The 17,726-nt window shown below is 55.0% G+C and carries 14 protein-coding genes and 7 pseudogenes; 10 read left to right on the top strand and 11 right to left on the bottom strand.

What is annotated here, in order from left to right:
* A pseudogene (locus JK208_RS12815) lies at positions 1–1,067 on the top strand (IS5 family transposase).
* Between the two features lie 302 nt (positions 1,068–1,369).
* On the opposite strand, the gene JK208_RS12820 reads toward JK208_RS12815, so the two are convergent.
* Positions 1,370–2,347, bottom strand: coding sequence for an LLM class flavin-dependent oxidoreductase (locus tag JK208_RS12820; RefSeq protein WP_211576424.1), 978 nt, complete (start codon positions 2,345–2,347; stop codon positions 1,370–1,372).
* A gap of 315 nt (positions 2,348–2,662) precedes the next feature.
* Between JK208_RS12820 and JK208_RS12825 the strand changes: the two genes are divergently transcribed.
* On the top strand, positions 2,663–3,217 hold the full coding sequence (locus tag JK208_RS12825; protein WP_077804097.1) for a GNAT family N-acetyltransferase: 555 nt from the start codon (positions 2,663–2,665) through the stop codon (positions 3,215–3,217).
* 399 nt (positions 3,218–3,616) lie between these two features.
* On the opposite strand, the pseudogene JK208_RS12830 reads toward JK208_RS12825, so the two are convergent.
* Positions 3,617–4,405 (bottom strand): annotated as a pseudogene (locus JK208_RS12830) (IS481 family transposase); the annotation flags it as partial.
* 254 nt (positions 4,406–4,659) lie between these two features.
* On the opposite strand from JK208_RS12830, the gene JK208_RS12835 reads away from it, so the two are divergent.
* From JK208_RS12835 to JK208_RS12840, 3 genes are read left to right on the top strand one after another with little or no spacing between them, the layout of a single operon-like run.
* Entirely contained in the window at positions 4,660–5,376 is a 717-nt protein-coding gene (locus tag JK208_RS12835; RefSeq protein ID WP_235993398.1) for a transposase, read from the top strand.
* A complete protein-coding gene (locus tag JK208_RS15905; RefSeq protein WP_235993399.1) occupies positions 5,306–5,620 on the top strand; it encodes a transposase in 315 nt (104 codons plus the stop codon). Before JK208_RS12835 ends, JK208_RS15905 begins: the two co-directional genes overlap by 71 nt.
* Before the next feature lie 6 nt (positions 5,621–5,626).
* Positions 5,627–5,965: a nuclear transport factor 2 family protein gene (locus JK208_RS12840; protein WP_077804096.1), complete on the top strand. Its 339-nt coding sequence runs from the start codon at positions 5,627–5,629 to the stop codon at positions 5,963–5,965.
* 38 nt (positions 5,966–6,003) lie between these two features.
* On the opposite strand, the gene JK208_RS12845 is transcribed toward JK208_RS12840, so the two are convergent.
* Positions 6,004–7,128 (bottom strand): MFS transporter, encoded by a 1,125-nt coding sequence (locus JK208_RS12845; RefSeq protein WP_077804095.1) that lies wholly within the window; start codon positions 7,126–7,128, stop codon positions 6,004–6,006.
* A gap of 75 nt (positions 7,129–7,203) precedes the next feature.
* On the opposite strand from JK208_RS12845, the gene JK208_RS12850 reads away from it, so the two are divergent.
* A complete protein-coding gene (locus tag JK208_RS12850) occupies positions 7,204–7,806 on the top strand; it encodes a TetR/AcrR family transcriptional regulator (RefSeq protein WP_159264462.1) in 603 nt (200 codons plus the stop codon).
* Between the two features lie 266 nt (positions 7,807–8,072).
* Here the strand turns inward: JK208_RS12850 and JK208_RS12855 are convergent.
* Positions 8,073–8,465: pseudogene (locus JK208_RS12855) on the bottom strand (transposase); the annotation flags it as partial.
* A gap of 44 nt (positions 8,466–8,509) precedes the next feature.
* Here JK208_RS12855 and JK208_RS12860 point away from each other — a divergent pair.
* Positions 8,510–8,863 (top strand): annotated as a pseudogene (locus JK208_RS12860) (integrase core domain-containing protein); the annotation flags it as partial.
* A gap of 156 nt (positions 8,864–9,019) precedes the next feature.
* Here the strand turns inward: JK208_RS12860 and JK208_RS12865 are convergent.
* The 6 genes and pseudogenes from JK208_RS12865 to JK208_RS12890 all read right to left on the bottom strand — a co-directional run.
* Positions 9,020–10,429, bottom strand: a complete 1,410-nt coding sequence (locus JK208_RS12865) for a cytochrome c (RefSeq protein ID WP_077804091.1) — start codon at positions 10,427–10,429, stop codon at positions 9,020–9,022.
* Positions 10,430–10,432: 3 nt separating this feature from the next.
* Complete coding sequence (locus JK208_RS12870; RefSeq protein ID WP_077804090.1) at positions 10,433–12,025, bottom strand: GMC family oxidoreductase; 1,593 nt, start codon at positions 12,023–12,025, stop codon at positions 10,433–10,435.
* A gap of 25 nt (positions 12,026–12,050) precedes the next feature.
* The gene (locus tag JK208_RS12875; RefSeq protein ID WP_077804089.1) at positions 12,051–12,593 is read right to left on the bottom strand and encodes a sugar dehydrogenase complex small subunit; all 543 of its coding nucleotides are present in this window, start codon (positions 12,591–12,593) and stop codon (positions 12,051–12,053) included.
* Positions 12,594–12,669: 76 nt separating this feature from the next.
* Positions 12,670–14,127, bottom strand: a pseudogene (locus tag JK208_RS12880) (carbohydrate porin).
* Between the two features lie 20 nt (positions 14,128–14,147).
* Positions 14,148–14,621, bottom strand: coding sequence for a heme-binding protein (locus JK208_RS12885; protein ID WP_158093574.1), 474 nt, complete (start codon positions 14,619–14,621; stop codon positions 14,148–14,150).
* A gap of 173 nt (positions 14,622–14,794) precedes the next feature.
* A pseudogene (locus JK208_RS12890) lies at positions 14,795–15,526 on the bottom strand (IS701 family transposase); the annotation flags it as partial.
* Between JK208_RS12890 and JK208_RS12895 the strand changes: the two are divergent.
* Positions 15,516–15,710 (top strand): annotated as a pseudogene (locus JK208_RS12895) (transposase zinc-binding domain-containing protein); the annotation flags it as partial. The pseudogenes JK208_RS12890 and JK208_RS12895 overlap by 11 nt on opposite strands.
* Positions 15,711–16,014: 304 nt before the next feature.
* Here the strand turns inward: JK208_RS12895 and JK208_RS12900 are convergent.
* The gene (locus JK208_RS12900) at positions 16,015–16,617 is read right to left on the bottom strand and encodes a TetR/AcrR family transcriptional regulator (protein ID WP_077804087.1); all 603 of its coding nucleotides are present in this window, start codon (positions 16,615–16,617) and stop codon (positions 16,015–16,017) included.
* 69 nt (positions 16,618–16,686) lie between these two features.
* Here JK208_RS12900 and bdcA point away from each other — a divergent pair, with 69 nt between their 5' ends.
* Both bdcA and JK208_RS12910 read left to right on the top strand, forming a co-directional pair.
* Positions 16,687–17,400 carry an SDR family oxidoreductase gene (bdcA, locus tag JK208_RS12905; RefSeq protein ID WP_077804086.1) on the top strand — a complete coding sequence of 238 codons (714 nt, stop codon included), beginning with the start codon at positions 16,687–16,689 and terminating at the stop codon, positions 17,398–17,400.
* A complete protein-coding gene (locus JK208_RS12910; protein WP_077804085.1) occupies positions 17,397–17,702 on the top strand; it encodes an EthD family reductase in 306 nt (101 codons plus the stop codon). The genes bdcA and JK208_RS12910 overlap by 4 nt, the downstream gene beginning before the upstream one ends.
* The last annotated feature ends 24 nt before the right edge of the window (positions 17,703–17,726 follow it).

The following is a 17,726-nucleotide window of genomic DNA, read 5'->3' on the forward strand; positions in this document are numbered from 1 at the left end:
ATGAAGCAGCCGGGTTCCTTTGATGTTGAAGAACGGCTTGCCCGGTTGAGCGGGCTTGGTGATCAGCTCGAAGCCTTTTCCCGGACTGTGGATTTTGAAGTGTTCCGTCCTGATCTGGAGAAGGCTCTGGCCTATTCAGATGGAAGCAAGGGCGGGCGACCGCCCTGATGTTCAAGATCCTGGTGATCCAGACCCTGAACAATTTGTCCGACGAACGGACGGAGTATCTGATCAACGATCGCCTCTCCTGCATGCGTTTTTTAGGTCCGGGGCTTTCAGATCGTGTTCCTGATGCCAAAACGGTCTGGCTGTTTTGTGAACGCCTGACCCAGGTGGGAGCGATCGAGGGTCTGTTCAATCGCTTTGATACAACCCTGCGGAACGCAGGCTATCTGCCGATGTCCGGCCAGATCCTGGATGCCACACTGGTAGCTGCTCCAAAACAGCGCAATACCAACGCTGAGAAAGCCGACCTCCGGACAGGACGTATTCCTGCAGACTGGCAGGACAAGCGGGCAAAGCTGCCGCACAAGGATCGCCATGCGCGCTGGACGCTGAAGTTCACCAAAGCAAAACGGCAGGATGACGGAACAATCCCCACAACGGATCTCGCTATCCCGTTCTTTGGCTATAAATCGCACTTCTCTATCGATCGGAAATACCGGTTCATCCGGAAATGGAAAACAACACATGCCGCCGCCAATGATGGCGCGCGATTGAGAGAGGGGCTGCTGGATAAAACCAATACGGCCTCAAGCGTCTGGGCAGACACGGCGTATCGCTCCAAAGCCAATGAAGATTTCATGGAAAAGCAGGGCTTTGTCTCAAAGGTCCACAGGAAAAAGCCGCATCTCAAACCGATGCCCCGGCATATCCAGCGATCTAATGCAGGGAAGTCGGTGATCCGATCCCGCGTCGAGCACGTCTTTGCCGATCAGAAATCGCAGACCGGACTATTCATCCGAACTGTCGGTATCACCCGGGCCACCATGAGGATCGGGCTGGCTAATATCGTCTATAATATGCGCCGTTTCCTCTTCCTCGAAAGATTGAACGCGAGCGCGTAGTCATTCAGCGGGGTACAGCCCCAATCTGCTCAAAACGCAGAGCAGAGAGCATCGTAAAAACCGTCAATCAAATCGCCAAGCACATCAATCAAGGGTTCTTCGATCCCTCCATTTTGCGAAATTCCACAGTAAAGCAGAATCCTTCAAAAAACGAACACTAGTTGGCATAAGAAATATTATGCGACCTAGTGGTGGCTGCCCAATGCTACAAAAACAAGGCCATGTGCGTCATGGCGTTCGGCTTCACCACCATCTATAACAAACAACCCATGCGGTGCCGCCCCGTGTGCTCAGGTATGGGATTATTTTTCCATCAAATGGTGCGCGATGCCACTGAGGGTCTTTCGCCTCGCCTCCTGAGAATATAACGGCGTACCGATCAGGAGTTCATCAGGCCTGTACCGCTCTGCGAAAGCGGAAATGTTTTTTGTGACGTCTTCTGCGGTTCCTACGAAGGTATAACGCAGTGTGCTGTCAAGGAGACGCTGTTCCTGACTATTCCAGGACACTGACCGAGGTGCAGGAAAAGTCGAAGGACGTCCCTGACGCAGAGCAATGAAATGCTGCTGTAGAGATGTTGCCGCCTGCTGTGCTTCGATCTGCGTCTCTCCGATGACTGCGTTGATGCCCAGCATGGCATAAGGTGACTGCAGTCGCTCCGAAGGCTCAAACCGCTCACGGTACAGCGTCAGAGCCTCTTCCATCAGATCAGGAGCGAAATGGCTGGCGAATGCGAATGGCAGTCCCATGATGGCGGCCAGATGAGCGGAGAACAAGGACGATCCCAGCAGCCAGACCGGTATAGTCAGCCCCGCGCCCGGAACGGCAAAGACTGCCTGACCCTGTTCCGGTTTTTCAAAATAACGCAGCAGTTCGAACACGTCCTGTGGGAAGCGGTCAGCGGAGGCCGGATCACGACGCAGCGCGCGCATTGTGGCCTGATCGGAGCCGGGCGCGCGTCCAAGCCCAAGATCGACCCGGCCCGGATAAAGGCTTTCCAGCGTGCCGAACGCCTCGGCAATAGCAAGCGGGGCATGGTTTGGCAGCATGATCCAGCCTGCACCCACCCGGATGGTTTTCGTAGCGCCTGCGACATAGCCGATTACTACCGCAGTCGCAGCGGAGGCAATGCCCGCCATTGAGTGATGTTCAGCCAGCCAGAAACGCTTGAAGCCCAGACTTTCCGCATGCTGCGCAAGATCCGCACTCCGATGAAGCGCCTCGGTCGCCGAACTGCCTTCGGTGATGAACGCGAGATCGAGAATTGAAAGTGGAATCATGTGCAACGCCCTGTCAGCAGTTTGCCCATACAGGTGGGGTGAACTGTGGGATGTGCCAAGCAGAAAGGGCCAACCTTCTAAAACTCGAGAATGTTCTTCTCCGATCTCAGAAAGGAATACTGTTCCTGCCACCCTACAGGATACGGTCTATAGAAAAATCAACGATATCTCTCATGAGCCGACGGTAGTCTGCCTCAGCACCGCAGGATATGCATCCGATTGATAGGTTTTTTTCTTTAGAGCTACGTTTTAGAAAATAGATTTTTGATGAGGTTCGAGCCATGAATGCTCGGCTGAGACCAGTTTAGGACCATTATGACGACTTACGCTGCAGGAAAGATTCGAACACGTTGGGCTACGAGCAGCGATCTTCCTGCGTTAAAAAATCTCATCAACAGATCTATCGACGCATTACAGGTAGGATTTCTCACTCCTGAGCAAATCATCGCCAGTCACGCCGTCATGGGTCTGGATACCCAATTGGTTCAAGACGGATCCTATCTCATAGCCGAATATGACGGGGTTTTAGCGGGATGCGGAGGATGGAGTAAGCGCGCAACGCTTTACGGAGGTGATCACAGCAGCGATCTTCGTGATCCTATTCTACTCAATCCTGAACGAGACCCTGCGAGGATCAGGGCAATGTACACCGACCCCGCGTTCACGCGAAAAGGGATCGGCAGTCTTATTTTGAAGCAGTGCGAACAAGCTGCAGCAGATCATGGTTTCAGAACTGCTGAGCTCATGGCCACTCTCAGTGGAGAACCCCTCTACATCGCCTCCGGTTATTACCCTTTAGAAAGAGTTGAAGCCACAGGGGATGGAGTGAACGTTCCACTGATACGAATGCAAAAAAAATTAAAGCTTTAGTCTTAGCTGGCAGGTCTGTACAAATTTTCCAAAAAATAGACCCCTCCCCACCCCCTATGTCCGTTAATTTCTATTATCGGACATAGGGTAGTATGCATGAAATCGTCTCTAAAATGCTCTTCCTATGTGCTGATTTGGAGCCCTTGTCCTCGGACAAAAACAACTCTGGAAAAGATGGTTTCATCGCCTCTGCCATTCCGGGCGTGAGGAATTACACCCCCGCATAGACCCACAATCCTTTATCGGTTGTGCAGCGGCTTTGGGGGGGGGAAGCGAAAGGTCTGCTTTTAGATCCTATTACAAACAAGCAGACATCGTTGATTAGTCTCCTTCGCTTCAAACGAAAAATTGATTACTTAAGACTCTCCAAATCATCTAGGTGTTTAGTCCCGTGGTTTGATGGGTTGGATTATGGAAGCGTTTGACGGTTGCTTCCTTGATTGTCCGGTTCATCCGCTCAACCTGACCGTTCGTCCAGGGATGATTGGGTTTCGTCAGACGATGTTCGATCCCGTGAGCTTCGCAGATCATGTCGAAGCGCATGGGGCGAGACCAGGCCGTATTGCGGTTACGGGGCTGATCAGCGAACTGGATGCCGTTATCGGTCAGAATGGTATGGATCCGGTAAGGAATGATGCTCAGGAGATATTCGAGGAATTCCCAGGCGGTCTTCCGATCGGCTTTCCCGACGAGTTGTGTGACAGCGAACTTGCTGGTCCGATCGATGGCGACGAAGAGATACAGCTTGCCTTCAGCAGTCTGGACCTCGGCAATATCGATGTGAAAAAAGCCGATGGGATAGCGTTTGAAACGTTGTCGTCTGGGCTTGTCTCCCTCGATATCCGGAAGCCGGGATATTCCGTGGCGCTGCAGGCAGCGATGCAGGGCCGAGCGTGTCAGATGGGGAATGCTGGCCTGCAGGGCATAAAGGCAGTCATCCAGCGGCAGCAACGTATGCCGGCGAAACGCCACGATCATTGCTTCGTCCGTCTCGGACAGAACTGTGGATCGCGGCTCTTTGGGACCTGTCTTCTGATCCTCAACCGTTTGACGCTTCCGCCACTTTGCAACTGTTTTCGGGTTGACCCCGAACTTCTTGCTCAGCGTCGCGAGCGAAGCCTGCGATCGCTGTATTGCTGCTCGCACGGCGTGCGTGGTCGTGGCGCTGCCATGACGTATCTGTCCCATAAGGCTTCCTTCCACTCGCGTGAAAATACCACACCATCAAACCCCGGGACTAAACACCTTATGTGTTTCCAGCCTGTTATGATGGCCTCATGAACGACCCTGGCCAGGGTCGTTCATGAGGTGAGATACAGCGCTTAACACCTGGTAGCCTGACCACGTTTTCTAGCAGGCTGATCTCGCCTCTCTTCACCGTCTCGAACAGTTGACGGCGGCCCGGTTCCGGGACCGCGAACATAAGAAAGAGAGAGAGTGATATGTCTTCGGAAACGGTCATTGGAGTAGATGTGTCTCGAGACTGGCTTGATGGCTTTTGCCTGCCAGAAAAGCAGAGATTTCGTTTTCAGAATTCACCTGATGGCCATGCCAGATTACTGGAAACTCTTCAGAGTATGCCGGACGGTCTCACGGTTGGATTTGAAGCCACCGGTGGACAGGAATGGGCACTCTGGCGTGTTCTCATCAGTATGGGACTCAATGCCGTCCAGTTGCCTCCAGCACAGATCAAAGCTTTCGCACTCGCCATGGGGAAACGCGCGAAAACCGATCAGATCGATGCGGAATTGATTGCGCGCTTTATGGCTTTTCGTCCAGAAGCAGGACGAACACTGCCGGATGAGAAGCTCCAGTTTCTGCGGGCACTGACGGTGCGCAGAGCTCAGATGGTGGAGGCACGTAAACGGCTTTCTGCCCAGATTTCGGCGCGCCGCAAGCAAGGTGTGAGCGCTGAACTGGAGGAGATGGACAGCAGTCTCAAAGCATTTCTCGAAAGCCAGATCAGCGAGCTTGAACAACGGATTGAAAAGCGTTATCGCAAAGGCAGAAGAACTCTCCGCCATAGCAGAGCCTCTCCGTTTCATTCCTGGTATGGGCCCGGTATCAGTCGCCATGCTTCTCGCAGAAATGCCAAAGCTCGGCCCCATGACAGCGACAGAAGCCGCTGCCATGACCGGACTTGCGCCAATGGCTCATGATAGTGGCGCGATGCGTGGGAAACGGGTCATTTCAGGGGGAAGAAGATCTCTCCGCCACGTGCTGTTCCAGGCAGGATTGGCAGCTGCCTGCCATAATCCAGTTCTGAAAGCTGTTGCCAAGCGCATGAAAGAGCGGGGTAAACCACATAAACTAGTGATCGTCGCTATCGCACGGCGCCTCATCACAATCGCCAACGCTATCCTCAAAACTGGAGTGCCATGGCGCATTAGCTCCGCCGCTTAAACACAGTTGCTAGGCGGCCTTGCCCATTTTACTGGTCTGCCGCTTATCGATCTGCGGGGTGACGTCGCGATTGTCACATCCTACCTCATGATTATTCATCTTGACCATGAAGGTCATCGACGCGAACTGCCAAATCATGGGGCCTCGACGGGATACCGCATTCACCGCGTGGTCGTGAACCGTTGGGAGCTTGAACGGCACAAAGGTCGCTGGATGATTGCCAGGCGCACCCTTCTGCCCGTCGACGGGTCGGCTGAGCAGCAGGAGCTGCTGCGCAGGGGTTTGAATGGGGTGTATCGCAGATCATTGGGATCTGAAGAGAACGAAGACCCGATCGACGGATAGTTGATGGTGTCGCAAAACGCCGCAGGTTGGTCAGTTTCTTACAACGATGGCCGACCAGAGACAGCAACGCCGCCCAAAGCCAGAATAATGGCGGCTATGAAGGCAGAACTTATATTGCCAGGGAGATATTCCAAAAACGATGACAGGAATTGCCCCATAAAAATGGCAACAGACAGGTAGGCAAGTGCTGAGCCGCGTTCGACAGAGTGGGTGCGTTCGATCGTCAGGTGATTGACGAGGGGAACTGTCAGTCCGAAACCGGTCCCGAGCATGATTGCAGCGCCAATCATCGGGACTGCCGTCATCATGGAAGCAAAAAGTGCATGGGCGGCTGCATAGGCCAGAAAGCCCGCCCGCAAAGTGTTTTGCTCCCCGATACGCCGACAGATTTTTGGGAGAAACCACGCTGCTCCTACAGCGACAAGAGAGACGAATGACAGAAAATACCCTGTTTGCGCCTCGGAGAAGTGAATGCCTTCCAGCCGTCTGGGCAAGGAGATGATCGCTGTGAAGAACACGGTCATGGAGAGGAGAGCGGCTATATATATTCGCGCCAGTTTGCCCAGAACAGAACCTCGATCTGCTTCTGTTTGGGGTGACGCAACGGGTTTGACTGGCGGATACGGTACGAACAGTTCGACGAGGACGAGAAAGACCCAACTCATCAGATAGAGCGAAAACGGCCATTGCCATCCCATACTGGCGAGGAGTCCTCCCAGAGACAGGAAGATAACGCCTCCCAGTTCAATGGCCATGCCCTGGAGTGCGATCATCTTGAGCCGCGCGTGTCCCTCAAAAAAATCGGATAAAAGCCCTGTGCCCGAAGCCATCACGATCGCTGTTGCTCCCCCGAGCAAAAGCCGGTCAGAAAAGATCAATACTGCGTTGCTCAGCCATATACATGCCAGCCCGAGCGCTCCGTACAGAGCGAGGCCAATACGCAAGGCCTGGCGAGAGCCAAGGCGTGTAATCAGGTGGCCGGCAAAGGGGCCAAAGATCACTACGCCGAGTGAGGGCAAGGTGACCAGCCAGCTTGCTTCCTGGGAGAGACCGAGAGCCGTCGCGATGCCGGGCAGGCCAGGTACGATAACGCAGCCGACCATGATCGTCAGACATGCGACACAGAGCAGAGCAAAGACGCCCCTTCGCTTTAACATGGACATTTCCTGTTTGGGCAATCTAAATACGAGACCAAGGTATCATAATATATACGAGACCGGCGTACCGCAATGACGAAAATGACAACCTCTACTCGCTCTCCGGGGCGCCCGCGCGATAATAAAGTTGGGCCAAGCCTGTTGGCGGCAGCCCGGCAGCTCGTCCTGCAACACGGATATTGCGGTGTCAGCATCCAGATGATTGCAACAGAGGCTGGTGTTGGCAGGCAGACGCTCTATCGCCGATGGCCGAGTAAGGCTGAACTCGTTCTGGCCGCGTTCCTGGAAAGCGCTGGTGATGCGGACGTTCTATCGGACGGCCGCGCCGAGAAGCGGTTGCTGCATTTTCTGGTCAACGTGTTCAGGAACTTGCAGCAGGATGGACCTGCGATCAGGAACCTGATTGCGTCCGCGCAGGACGATCCCGAATTTCTAAAGAGTTTCCGGGCCGGTTTTGTTGAGCCAAGAGCGGAAATCGTCGCCACCATTTTTCGTGACGGCATTGCAAACGGAGAAATCCTGGAAGATGCCGATGTGGAAATGGCGGTCGCCGCGTTTCATGGTGCATTTTGGTATCACCTTCTTCTGGGAGGCAAACTTGATGCTGAATTCGCGCAGCGCCTTACGAGGCTCATTATGAAAAGTATTTCAAAAGAGCCTCGTGAAGAGGAACTATTGAAATAGTTCATTCACCATGTGGACAGCGTCCAGATAAAATTATTTGAATTTATTCATCTATGTTTGACCGTATCGCCTGAATGGGAGCCATCGTGCCGAAGACTCTATCCCGGCGGATGAGCGCGTGGAACAAAGCGGCTGCAATATGAGCGAGGATATCTGCTGAAGTTCTGCGGAAGTCGATCAGACCGTTTGCTGATTCAGTCTCTAGCAACTGTGTTTAAGCGGCGGAGCTAATGCGCCATGGCACTCCAGTTTTGAGGATAGCGTTGGCGATTGTGATATGAAACACCGAAACGCTTCTCAATCACCCGCTTCAGATCAATACTGCGCCAACGGACCACACAGCCTCGGTTACGATCAGGTCCGGCGACGATCAATGCCGAGAGCTCCGCCTGCTGGTCCGCCGTCAGGCGGCAGACAGAGGCATTGCACCATTGATACCGCAGGCCGGCTGGGCCTGCAGCATTGAACCGGAGCACCCAGTCCCGCAGGGTTTGCCGGTCCATGCCACCGATCCGCGCCGCTTCGCCTCGACTGCTACCCTCACGCACCGCAGCCAGAGACAAAAGGCGCCTTGCAACATTCGCATCCCGTGTACGAGCGGCCAGCCACCGAAGCGCATCAGCCGTATAATCCGTCCGTAAAGCAATCGCTCTAGCCATACCCGACCCTCCGTCCAAGGACTGAATCAGAACAGCCTTCGGTATCATTATCAGGTGGACGTGTGGCGCGGGAACTGACGGCCCTGGTGGAAAGATATGGCAAACCCTCATGATTGTCAGTGACAACGGTACGGAGTTCACATCCCATGCCATCCTGAAATGGGCGGATGAGATGAAGGTTGAATGGCATTATATCGCCCCCGGGACACCGCAACAGAGCAGTTTTGTCGAAAGTTTCAACGGCCGGTTGAAGGATGAATGCCACAACGAGACGCTGTTCACGTCTCTCAGCCATGCCCGACAGGCTCTGGCTGACTGGCGGGAAAGACTACAATACGGTGCGCCCCCATTTCCAACTGGGTGGCAGAACACCGGATCAGGTTGCCAGACAAGTATCTCGGGGGCACGCCCACGAGATACTTGTCATCCCATCAACCCAAAGCCATAAAAAACGGGGTACGTCAAAAAGAACCGTCAATCAGAACGTCCAAAGCCGCGAATCAGAAACAAGACACATCAACCCAACGGTTCTTCGGTCCCTCCAGCTTCGTCCCTTAGCGCGTTGCCACTTTGCGGCGAGCTAGAAGAAAAATGATAATCAAAACAAACAATCCTGCAGCAGCTATTCCTGCAACACTCATGCTATGAGCGTAGCGTGCTATAAAGGGCTTGGGGCCGCCACGTTTGAGCAGTTCGACATCGCTAGCGCTGACATGCAAGGCGTCATTCCCAAATCTGGAGAGAACATAGTTTGCAACAGCGGCAACCTGCTCGTTGTTCAACTGGCCTTCGAAGGCTGGCATCGCAACGGTTCCGTTGTTGGTGGCACGGTCCACGCCTTTGAGGATGGCCATAACCAGGTTCTGAGACGTTGGACCACCGACAATGGTGTTCGAGGTCAGTGAAGGATAGAACTGGTCATGTGTCCCCTGCCCGTTCAACTGATGGCACGAGGCGCACGCACCGGTGTACAATTCCGCACCATTGGTGCTTGTTCCCAGTGTCATCGCATCAGGGCTGCGGTCGATCGGTGCGTCAAGCTTTGCGAGGTCTGCGAGCTTTGGCGTGCTGAAGCTGAAGCCCGGAGCTTTCTGGTTCGGGTCCCGAACAGGCTTGACGGTACGCAGGTACTCGACAATCGAGGTCAGGTCAGAATCAGTGAGGTGACGCAGACTGTGTTCGACCGCTTCTGCCATGCCTCCTGCCGCCTGGCTTTTGCCATGAGCACTGCCGTCACGCAGATAGGACTTGATGTCTTCGTCACTCCATCCGCCAATGCCACTGACAGGATCCGAGGTGATATTTGGTGCGTGCCACCCCCCGAGGTCCGCACCGCCGAGAAAGCGGCTCTGGTCTTCAGACATGGCAATGTTACGCGGTGTGTGACAAGTCGAACAATGAGCCAACACGTTGACCAGATACTCACCGCGCTTGGCGCCCCCCTCTTGTGTGGTTGCGGCGGGCATGGGCTTTCCGCTCGCATACAGCACGTTCCATCCCGCCATCAACCAGCGCTGGGAAAATGGAAAGGGAAGGTTCGTTTTCTTGACCGGGGCCTCATCGACAGGCGCGGTACCTTGCATAAAATACACATATAACGCGTGAATGTCAGCATCACTGATACCGGAATATGAGGTATAGGGCATCGCCGGGTAAAGATTACCTTCAGGGGCGACGCCTTCACGAACGGCTTGAGCAAACTGGCCTTCGGTCCAGTTGCCAATACCGTAGGTTTTTGAAGGCGAGATGTTGGAGGCAATGATGTCCCCCAGCGGTGAAGAAATGACGTAACCGCCACCATAATCTTTGCCACCCGGATTGGTGTGGCAGGCCATACAATCTGCCGCGCGGGCAATGTAAGCTCCCTTTTTAATGAAATCGTCAGTGCCATCCTGAGCCATCGCGAAATGCGGGATGGCGGCAAGGGTGAGAAGGCCAAGACCAGCGATGAGAGAACGTGTCATGACTCAGACTTCCTTGGCGATAATATCGGCAGCGCGAATGGCGAAGGCTACGCCTGTCAAGGTCGGGTTGACGACACCGCAAGCCGGGATGACGCCAGTTGTCGCCATGAACAGGTTACTATGGTCCCAGGCCCGGCAGTCCTTGTCGACCACCGAGGTCTTGGCATCATTACCCATAATGACGGTTCCCATGATGTGGTCACGGTTCTGCCAGCCGGTATTGTCGTTAATAACTGTACCACCCATCGTCTGAACGAACTTTGCGTAATCTGCCTTGGCTTTGACAGCTCCGCGCTCAATGTAATCATCGGTGTTGTAGTGGACGGTCATGGTCGGAATCCCCAGCGCGTCCTTGCGGGTCGCCGAGGGCTGAATGCGGTTTTCAGGGTTTGGAAGCAGTTCGAACACCGAGGAGATATCCACCCAACGTGCCGCCCAGTCCTTGATTTTTTCATCGAGTTCAGGTCCCACGATACCCTGGGACAGAAGATGCTGTGTGATGGCTCTGTTTGGCACGGTGTTGGTCAAGGCATGTTTGATGGCAGAGTGTTCACGACGAAACTCACCATCACGCCAGTTGAAGATGCCACCTTGCTGAACCTGCCCGCGACCTGGCCACAGCGGTTCGTCTGCCAGGAACTGCAGCCCCATGCCAGTATGGTCCATAATGTTGCGCCCGACCTGGTCGGACGAGTTGGCAACATCAGACATGAGCAAAAGTTTTGGGGTCTCCAGGCCGTTTGCAGCGATGATGAAATACCGTGCAGTCAGGCGGATGTCTTTGTGATCGGACGTTCTGTAGTGCGCTGCGACAATTTTGCCGTCCGAGCCCTTCTCGAGCTTATAGACCGTGGCGTCCTCGATAACTTTGCCGCCCATTTTTACGACGTGCTTAGCATGGACATCGCCGGAATACATGGCCCCGATGGGACAGACGGGCATGCAGTTGTTGTTGCCTGAGCAGCCAGGGCGACCATCCCAGGGCTGATTGGTGCGTGCGTTGGGCTCATGGATGAAGTTGAACCCTTCCGGAGCCAGGCGGGCCTTAATGCGCTGGAAGTAGTAGGTTTCCGCTTCGGGAGGCACTGGATACGGTGTGGAGCGGTGTGGAAACTGGCCTGCTCCGCCCTGCCCGGACTGATCCTGCGTGTCGCTGCCGGCCACACCAAGATTGAACTCGGCGCGTCCGTAATAAGGCTCCAGTTCATCATAGGAAATAGGCCAGTCGCGCCCGACACCATAAAGGGTCCTGAGCTTCATATCGTTGGGCAGGAAGCGCCAGGTGGCCGCTGCCCAGTGCCAGGTTGTACCACCGACCAGGCGGAGCATTCCGGGAAGGAATTTAAAGCTACCTGTGTTCTCAATATAATCGGGTGAGAAAGATGTCGGCGCCCAGGGTTGGTTCGGGTAGGGGTCGTTATGGTTGCCTTTCCGCGGAGACGAACGAAAGTTCTCAACGATTTTCCAACGCGGGATCCACCTGCCGGATTCCAGGACAATGACAGACTTGCCCTGTTTGAGAAGTTCATAGGCTGCGTTGCTGCCAACTGCGCCTGAGCCGACGACAATCACGTCTGCATCGTATTGAGTGGTCATGATTCTACCTACCTGAAATCAGCAATCAACCAGCGCTCTGGCTGGCGGGTGGGTTCACCCAGTAATTGGTGTGACCACGGGAATAACTTGGGATGACGGTTGTGTCGGCTGTCGGCGCGTACATCAGGGCGCCCACATAGGTGACGAAGGTTGCGTCATCGACAGGATGGCCCACGGCGGGCGTGGCGTCCATGAGGGGTGTGCCCGTATAGCCCAGATACCATGCGGAAATGATGCTCATCGCAACAGGAGCCTGATTCGCATTCTGCTCAGCAAACTGCTTGAAATCGGACATGTCCTTCAGACCATAGGTCTTCATGGCGCTGATGAGGCTACCGACCTTCTGGGGGAAGCTGCTGTCCAGGGCCGTCAGGGCTGTGAGGATCCTGTTGGAAATTTCAAGATTGAGTCCTGACTTTCCTGTCAGGGTTCCACACAGGTCATGAAACTGCGAAAGGGTGACGAGACCGGCTGCGCGCGCAAAGCCCGGAAGGCTGCCGAGAGCTGGAAGCGTCAACGAGGTTGCGAGAACCTGCCGGCGGGAGAGACCCTTTTTTGTGAAGCGCATAGAGATAGATCCTCAAGTTCTGAAATACCGTTCTGACAGTGACGCAGGCTTTAACACCCTCAACATCCCGTCTTCCCTAGAAGGCAACATTCAAAGCACTGCTCAGTACAGCAGCGTCGTTAAAAACCGTCGTTCCACCGACATGGTTGACGTACTGGAAGTCGCCCTGAAGGGTGACACCGGTCCGGACATGATAGGTGTAATACGCTTCATAAATGGTCTCATGGCCCTGAATGCCGTATGGCGTTCCGAAATTGGCACCGACCAGCGCCAAACCGTTGGCAAGAGCAGCCTGCTGGGACAAAACCGCACTGCGGGAGAAATGGGCCCACTGGAAAGCGATGCCGATACCGTCCTCCGGGCGGCCCCACAGATGCCCTGTATCCATAAGCGCCGCGACGATATGGTGGTTGATCTGTGAGGTTTTACCGTCTGCGTAGGCGTATTGAGCACCGAAGACGAGGCCGTTGGATGGGCCATCGCCGTGTCGAACCAGCATCTGGTCTGCCATGACCCATACAGACGTCTGACCGCTTTGTTTGCGAGCGGGCAGACCCGTGACAACCCATGGCCGCCCGTTGATGTCCTCATACAGGTTGTTGTAGCGCGAGTTGTCGTACATCACTCCAACCTTGTAGTGACCGATCAGCTTGTCGTGTCCGAATTCAGGAATCCAGCCAATTTCAGCTTCCGTTGAAAGTTTGCCCAGATTGGATTGTCCCTAGGACCAGCCGGAGATACCGCCGTTATATGAATGTGGCGAGACGGCGAAGACACCTCCCATGACATAAACATGAGGATTGGGCATCAGGCGCAGCACCCCACCGATATTGCCAGAAGGCCAGTCCCGCCCGCCTACGAGGTACTTCGTCGGCGTGACGTTTCCGCACATCCAGACGTTCATGAAGTTACACACCCAAGGGGCATTGTTGAAAAACGTCCCGGTCGGGATCCAGCCGGTGGCCAGGTCGATTTTATGGTTGAACCAGGATTTCTCGAAATATGCCCAGACGAGATGGGCAACGACGTTTCCACGCGCACCGTAGATCTGCTGAACCTGATTGCCGTTATCACCAAAGGAGCGGCTGAGATTGGTTCCGTGCCCATTGACGATGAGGGTGTGCAGCCACAAATCATCTGACCACTGACCGGTTCCAAAAAGCTTGCGAAAGTCGATATCGACGGTGCTGCCAACCTGACCTGCAACGGTGTAAGTTTTCTTGCGACCTCCTGATACATTTCCGGAAATCCCTTCGTACAGGGCAAGAGCGACATAAACGCCGTGCTTTTGAAGCCAAGGCTGTATCCCGCCCCAGTCTCCGAGGGCGTGCGTCGTCCCATATGGTGCACCGAATGATGGGGCCCCATAGGGCGATTGCAGAAAACCGGGGATAGTCTGCTGCAGGTTTGTCATTTTCACAGATGCAGGCGAGCTCTGGGTGTTGGTCGCATTATCAGCGTAAGCTGCGGACGAACTCGCAAGCAGTGTTACAGCGGCAGCGAGGCAGCAGCGCCAAAGACGGTTAGAGCTCATACAAAGACAACTCCAGCGCGTCAGAGAGCGTTAGCAGCGGCATGGACGACTGCGAGATCCTTCGAGCCATCGGGAGTGCTTATGGCAATGGAGCCGACGACGGTTTTGCCGACGAAGAGCGGAACACCACCTGGGTTGCTTGAGAGATCCGGCACAGCGAGATTGTGAACCTCTCCTTTGACCAGCCCTTCATAGGACACGTTGGTGTCTGTCTTGAAAATGGCGGCCGACTTGGCTTTTCCTAATGCTGCAGAGAGACAATTGGGAGTAGCATTCACCTGACGCTCGACATAGAGAGGAACGCCATCAGGGTCCGCGATAACGATACAGCCATTAATGTGCTGCTCGGCTAAAGCTTTGCGGGCGGCCGACGCCATCTTCAAAACATCTGCGTCCTCGAGTGCTGGCTTTTGCTCAACAGCCAATACCTGGCTTGCAGAGCCAAGGAACGTAGCGATTAAGATAGATGAGGTAACAAAAAAGTTGTTTTTCATAACATTCCTATGTTCGATTCGCTCTGCATACGACATTGAACATAATACGACGCTTGAAAATTCCGTGATCAGCACACAGTTGCGTTTTTATTTTAATGCCTGAGCCTGATGGGCTCGTCGAAAAACGGACCACCGGAGGATATGCGGGACCCGGATCTGGGCCTGGGTGATTTTCACGACGAGGCGACGGATTTCCTGAATTGACCACTGGATAAGCTTTTGCGCGTTGGAAGCGGTCTTTTTTTGAGCGCAAGGACGTTCGCCTGGGAGCGCACGGCGGCCATCATGGCGTGGGCGAGCATGACCAGAGAGACGTGGCGGTGCCAGCCGTGCCAGGAACGGGTCTCGTTGTGGTCAAGGCCAAATTCGTTCTTGGCGGTCTCAAAGCCTTCCTCGATCCGCCAGCGCGCGCCTTCAACGCGGGCCAGCGTTTCAAGCGGCGTCCCCTGGGGGCACCAGGTTATGAAATAGCGCAGATCGCCATCAGCGGGATTGCGGCGGACCAGCAGGCCTCGGGTCCATGTTCCGGTCAGGGTGTCAGCATATTCCGACGCGTGGAGATCGGCCATCGGGCAATACAACCAGTCATACCATCGCTCGCCCTTGGTACCGTGCCCGGCCGAACACCGGACCCAGGCTTCGTCAGGCAGGGTGTTGATAATCTCGCGGGCCTCGGCGACCCACATCACGTCAGGTCGCCAGGAGTAAAACCAGTGGTTGGCATTCACGCCCAGCACGAAACCTTTGCCCGTGCGGCGTAGAGCCATTTCCAAATCGCCGACACCATACACGCTGTCGCCCGCGACCCAAGCGAACGATATGTCGGCATCCAGCGCACGTCCGATCATCGTAGTTGCCAGCGCCGGTTTGGTGGCAAAGCGGATATCATCAGGAACATGCGCCGCTGGTGGGCATGTCGCGCCCTGCGGGTACTGCGGACACTGGCGGATCGCCTATAACAGCTGCCGCAACCGTCACTGTCCGCGCTGTCAGGTGAACGCCGCGCGGACATGGCTGGCCGAGCGGGAGGCCGATCTGCTGCCGGTCGGGTATTTCCATGTCGTCTTCACCCTGCCGGCACGGATTTCGACCGACGCCCGTCTATAGAGAGAGGAAGGCCCACGACGAAAATGAGAAATGCGGTAGTCCAAGGTTGGGATGCACAGTTTGCCCGACATTACGCAGAATCCATCGCCTGTCAGATCCTAAATTTAGCTGCGTCCGATTTTGGGAAGTTGCAGACACCGTCTGAACGACCGCTTTGAAGGCGTAAGCCGCCTGTCTGCTCCTACATCACTGAGCAGATAGGCAGTTTAATGAAAGTCAGCCTGAGATCAGTTCGTAGAGTCGGGATTGCGAACATATCACCATATCATCACTATTGATCAACTGCCTACGCGCTTCCCTCGATAAGTGAACGTAGGCCGACCGTAGCAACCGCTGCGACCTGCTCCAGACATACACAGCTGACACCATCTCGCGCAGCAGCCGACATGCCGGCCATTGTCACCGTCACGACGTCGGTTGCGATTAATGCTACCGCTGGTGCCCCGCGGGCGATGAAGGCTTGCAGCTTTTCACGACGGATCTGAGCAACGCGCATAGCGATGCGCCTTCCTTCGCCGCTACGATCGGCCCGCAACGCTTCAAGGATCAGGCACCCTGCTTGATCACTGCAGGTCGTGTATGTGCGTGCGGCTTCGCCCAGCAGCTCGGCAATACTGTCGACAATCGGACAGTCATCACGAAAGAAGGCCTCCAGCGGCAGAACTTCGGCCACATACGCTTCTGCAATTCGCTCGAAATAGGCGGCCTTGCTCCCAAACGCAGCATAGAAGCTGGCCGGCCGGATACCGAGTGCCTCGGTAATGGCGGCAATACCAAGCGCTTCATAACCGTGCGTGTGAAATAATGCGCGCCCGGTGATGAGAGCGGCATTTGGATCGAACCGGCGGGGGCGGCCACGCGCTCCTTTTGATAATAAATGATCGGTCACTCAAAAACCCTTGACGTTAGTGCTTAATGAATTATGTAGCGATCAATCAACAAATTCAAGGAGCTCCTAATGTTGGCTTCGGCAACACGCAAAATTCTGGTCATCGGCGGCAGTCGTGGAATTGGGGCGGCGATCGTCGCGCGCTTTGCTGCAGAAGGCGACGACGTGTCATTCACCTGGGCTGGATCGCAGACAGCTGCGGAGGCAGTCGCGGCTCGTACTGGCGCACACGCGATCCGCAGCGACGCTTCAGACCGCGATGCGACGATTGCCCTCCTGCGCGAGATAGGGCCGCTTGATGTTTTGGTCTATAATTCCGCCCTTCTGTTGCCAGGCGACCCGCTAACGCTGGAGCCGGATGCAGTAGACCATCTGATCGACGTCAATATTCGCGGCCCTTATTTCGCATCCGTCGAAGCTGCGCGTCAGATGAGTGAGGGCGGCCGGATTATCCTGATAGGTTCTGTGCATGGAGACAGAATGCCGTTCGAAGGTCTTACGGCTTATGGAATGAGTAAATCGGCATTGCAGGGTCTTGCGCGTGGTCTGGCACGAGATTTTGGCGCGCGTGATATCACGGTTAACGTGGTGCAACCGGGTCCGACGAACACCGACATGAATCCTCATGACGGTCCCCTCGTGCAGGCGATGCATGACGAGATGGCGCTCAAACGGCACGGCACAGCAGAAGATGTGGCACACTTGGTGGCCTATCTCGTAGGTCCGCATGCGAGTGGGATCACGGGCGCCATGCACACGATTGACGGCGGGTTCGGCGCATGAATGAAGCGGTCTTATATGTGATCTATCGCGGCACACCAGCCGATCGTTTCGACCGGGTATACTATGTGGAGCGCCACCTGCCGCTGGTGAGGAATGCCTTTGGTGCCTATGGGCTTGTGTCGCTCGCAGCATTCTACCCAGCGAAGGACACTTCCGAAACTGTCGCGATCTGCGAGTGCCGCTTTACCGATTCAGCCAGTATCGAGGTCGCATTCAGCAGTCGGGAAGTTGCGGCCGTCATGGCGGATGTGCCTCGCTTTACCAATCTTGAACCACTGCGCCTGCGCGTATTGCCTCTCTGAGGTTCTGATATGAATTTTCATCAC

Source organism: Gluconobacter sp. Dm-74 (assembly GCF_018256135.1).
In the GTDB taxonomy this organism is placed as follows: domain Bacteria; phylum Pseudomonadota; class Alphaproteobacteria; order Acetobacterales; family Acetobacteraceae; genus Gluconobacter; species Gluconobacter cadivus.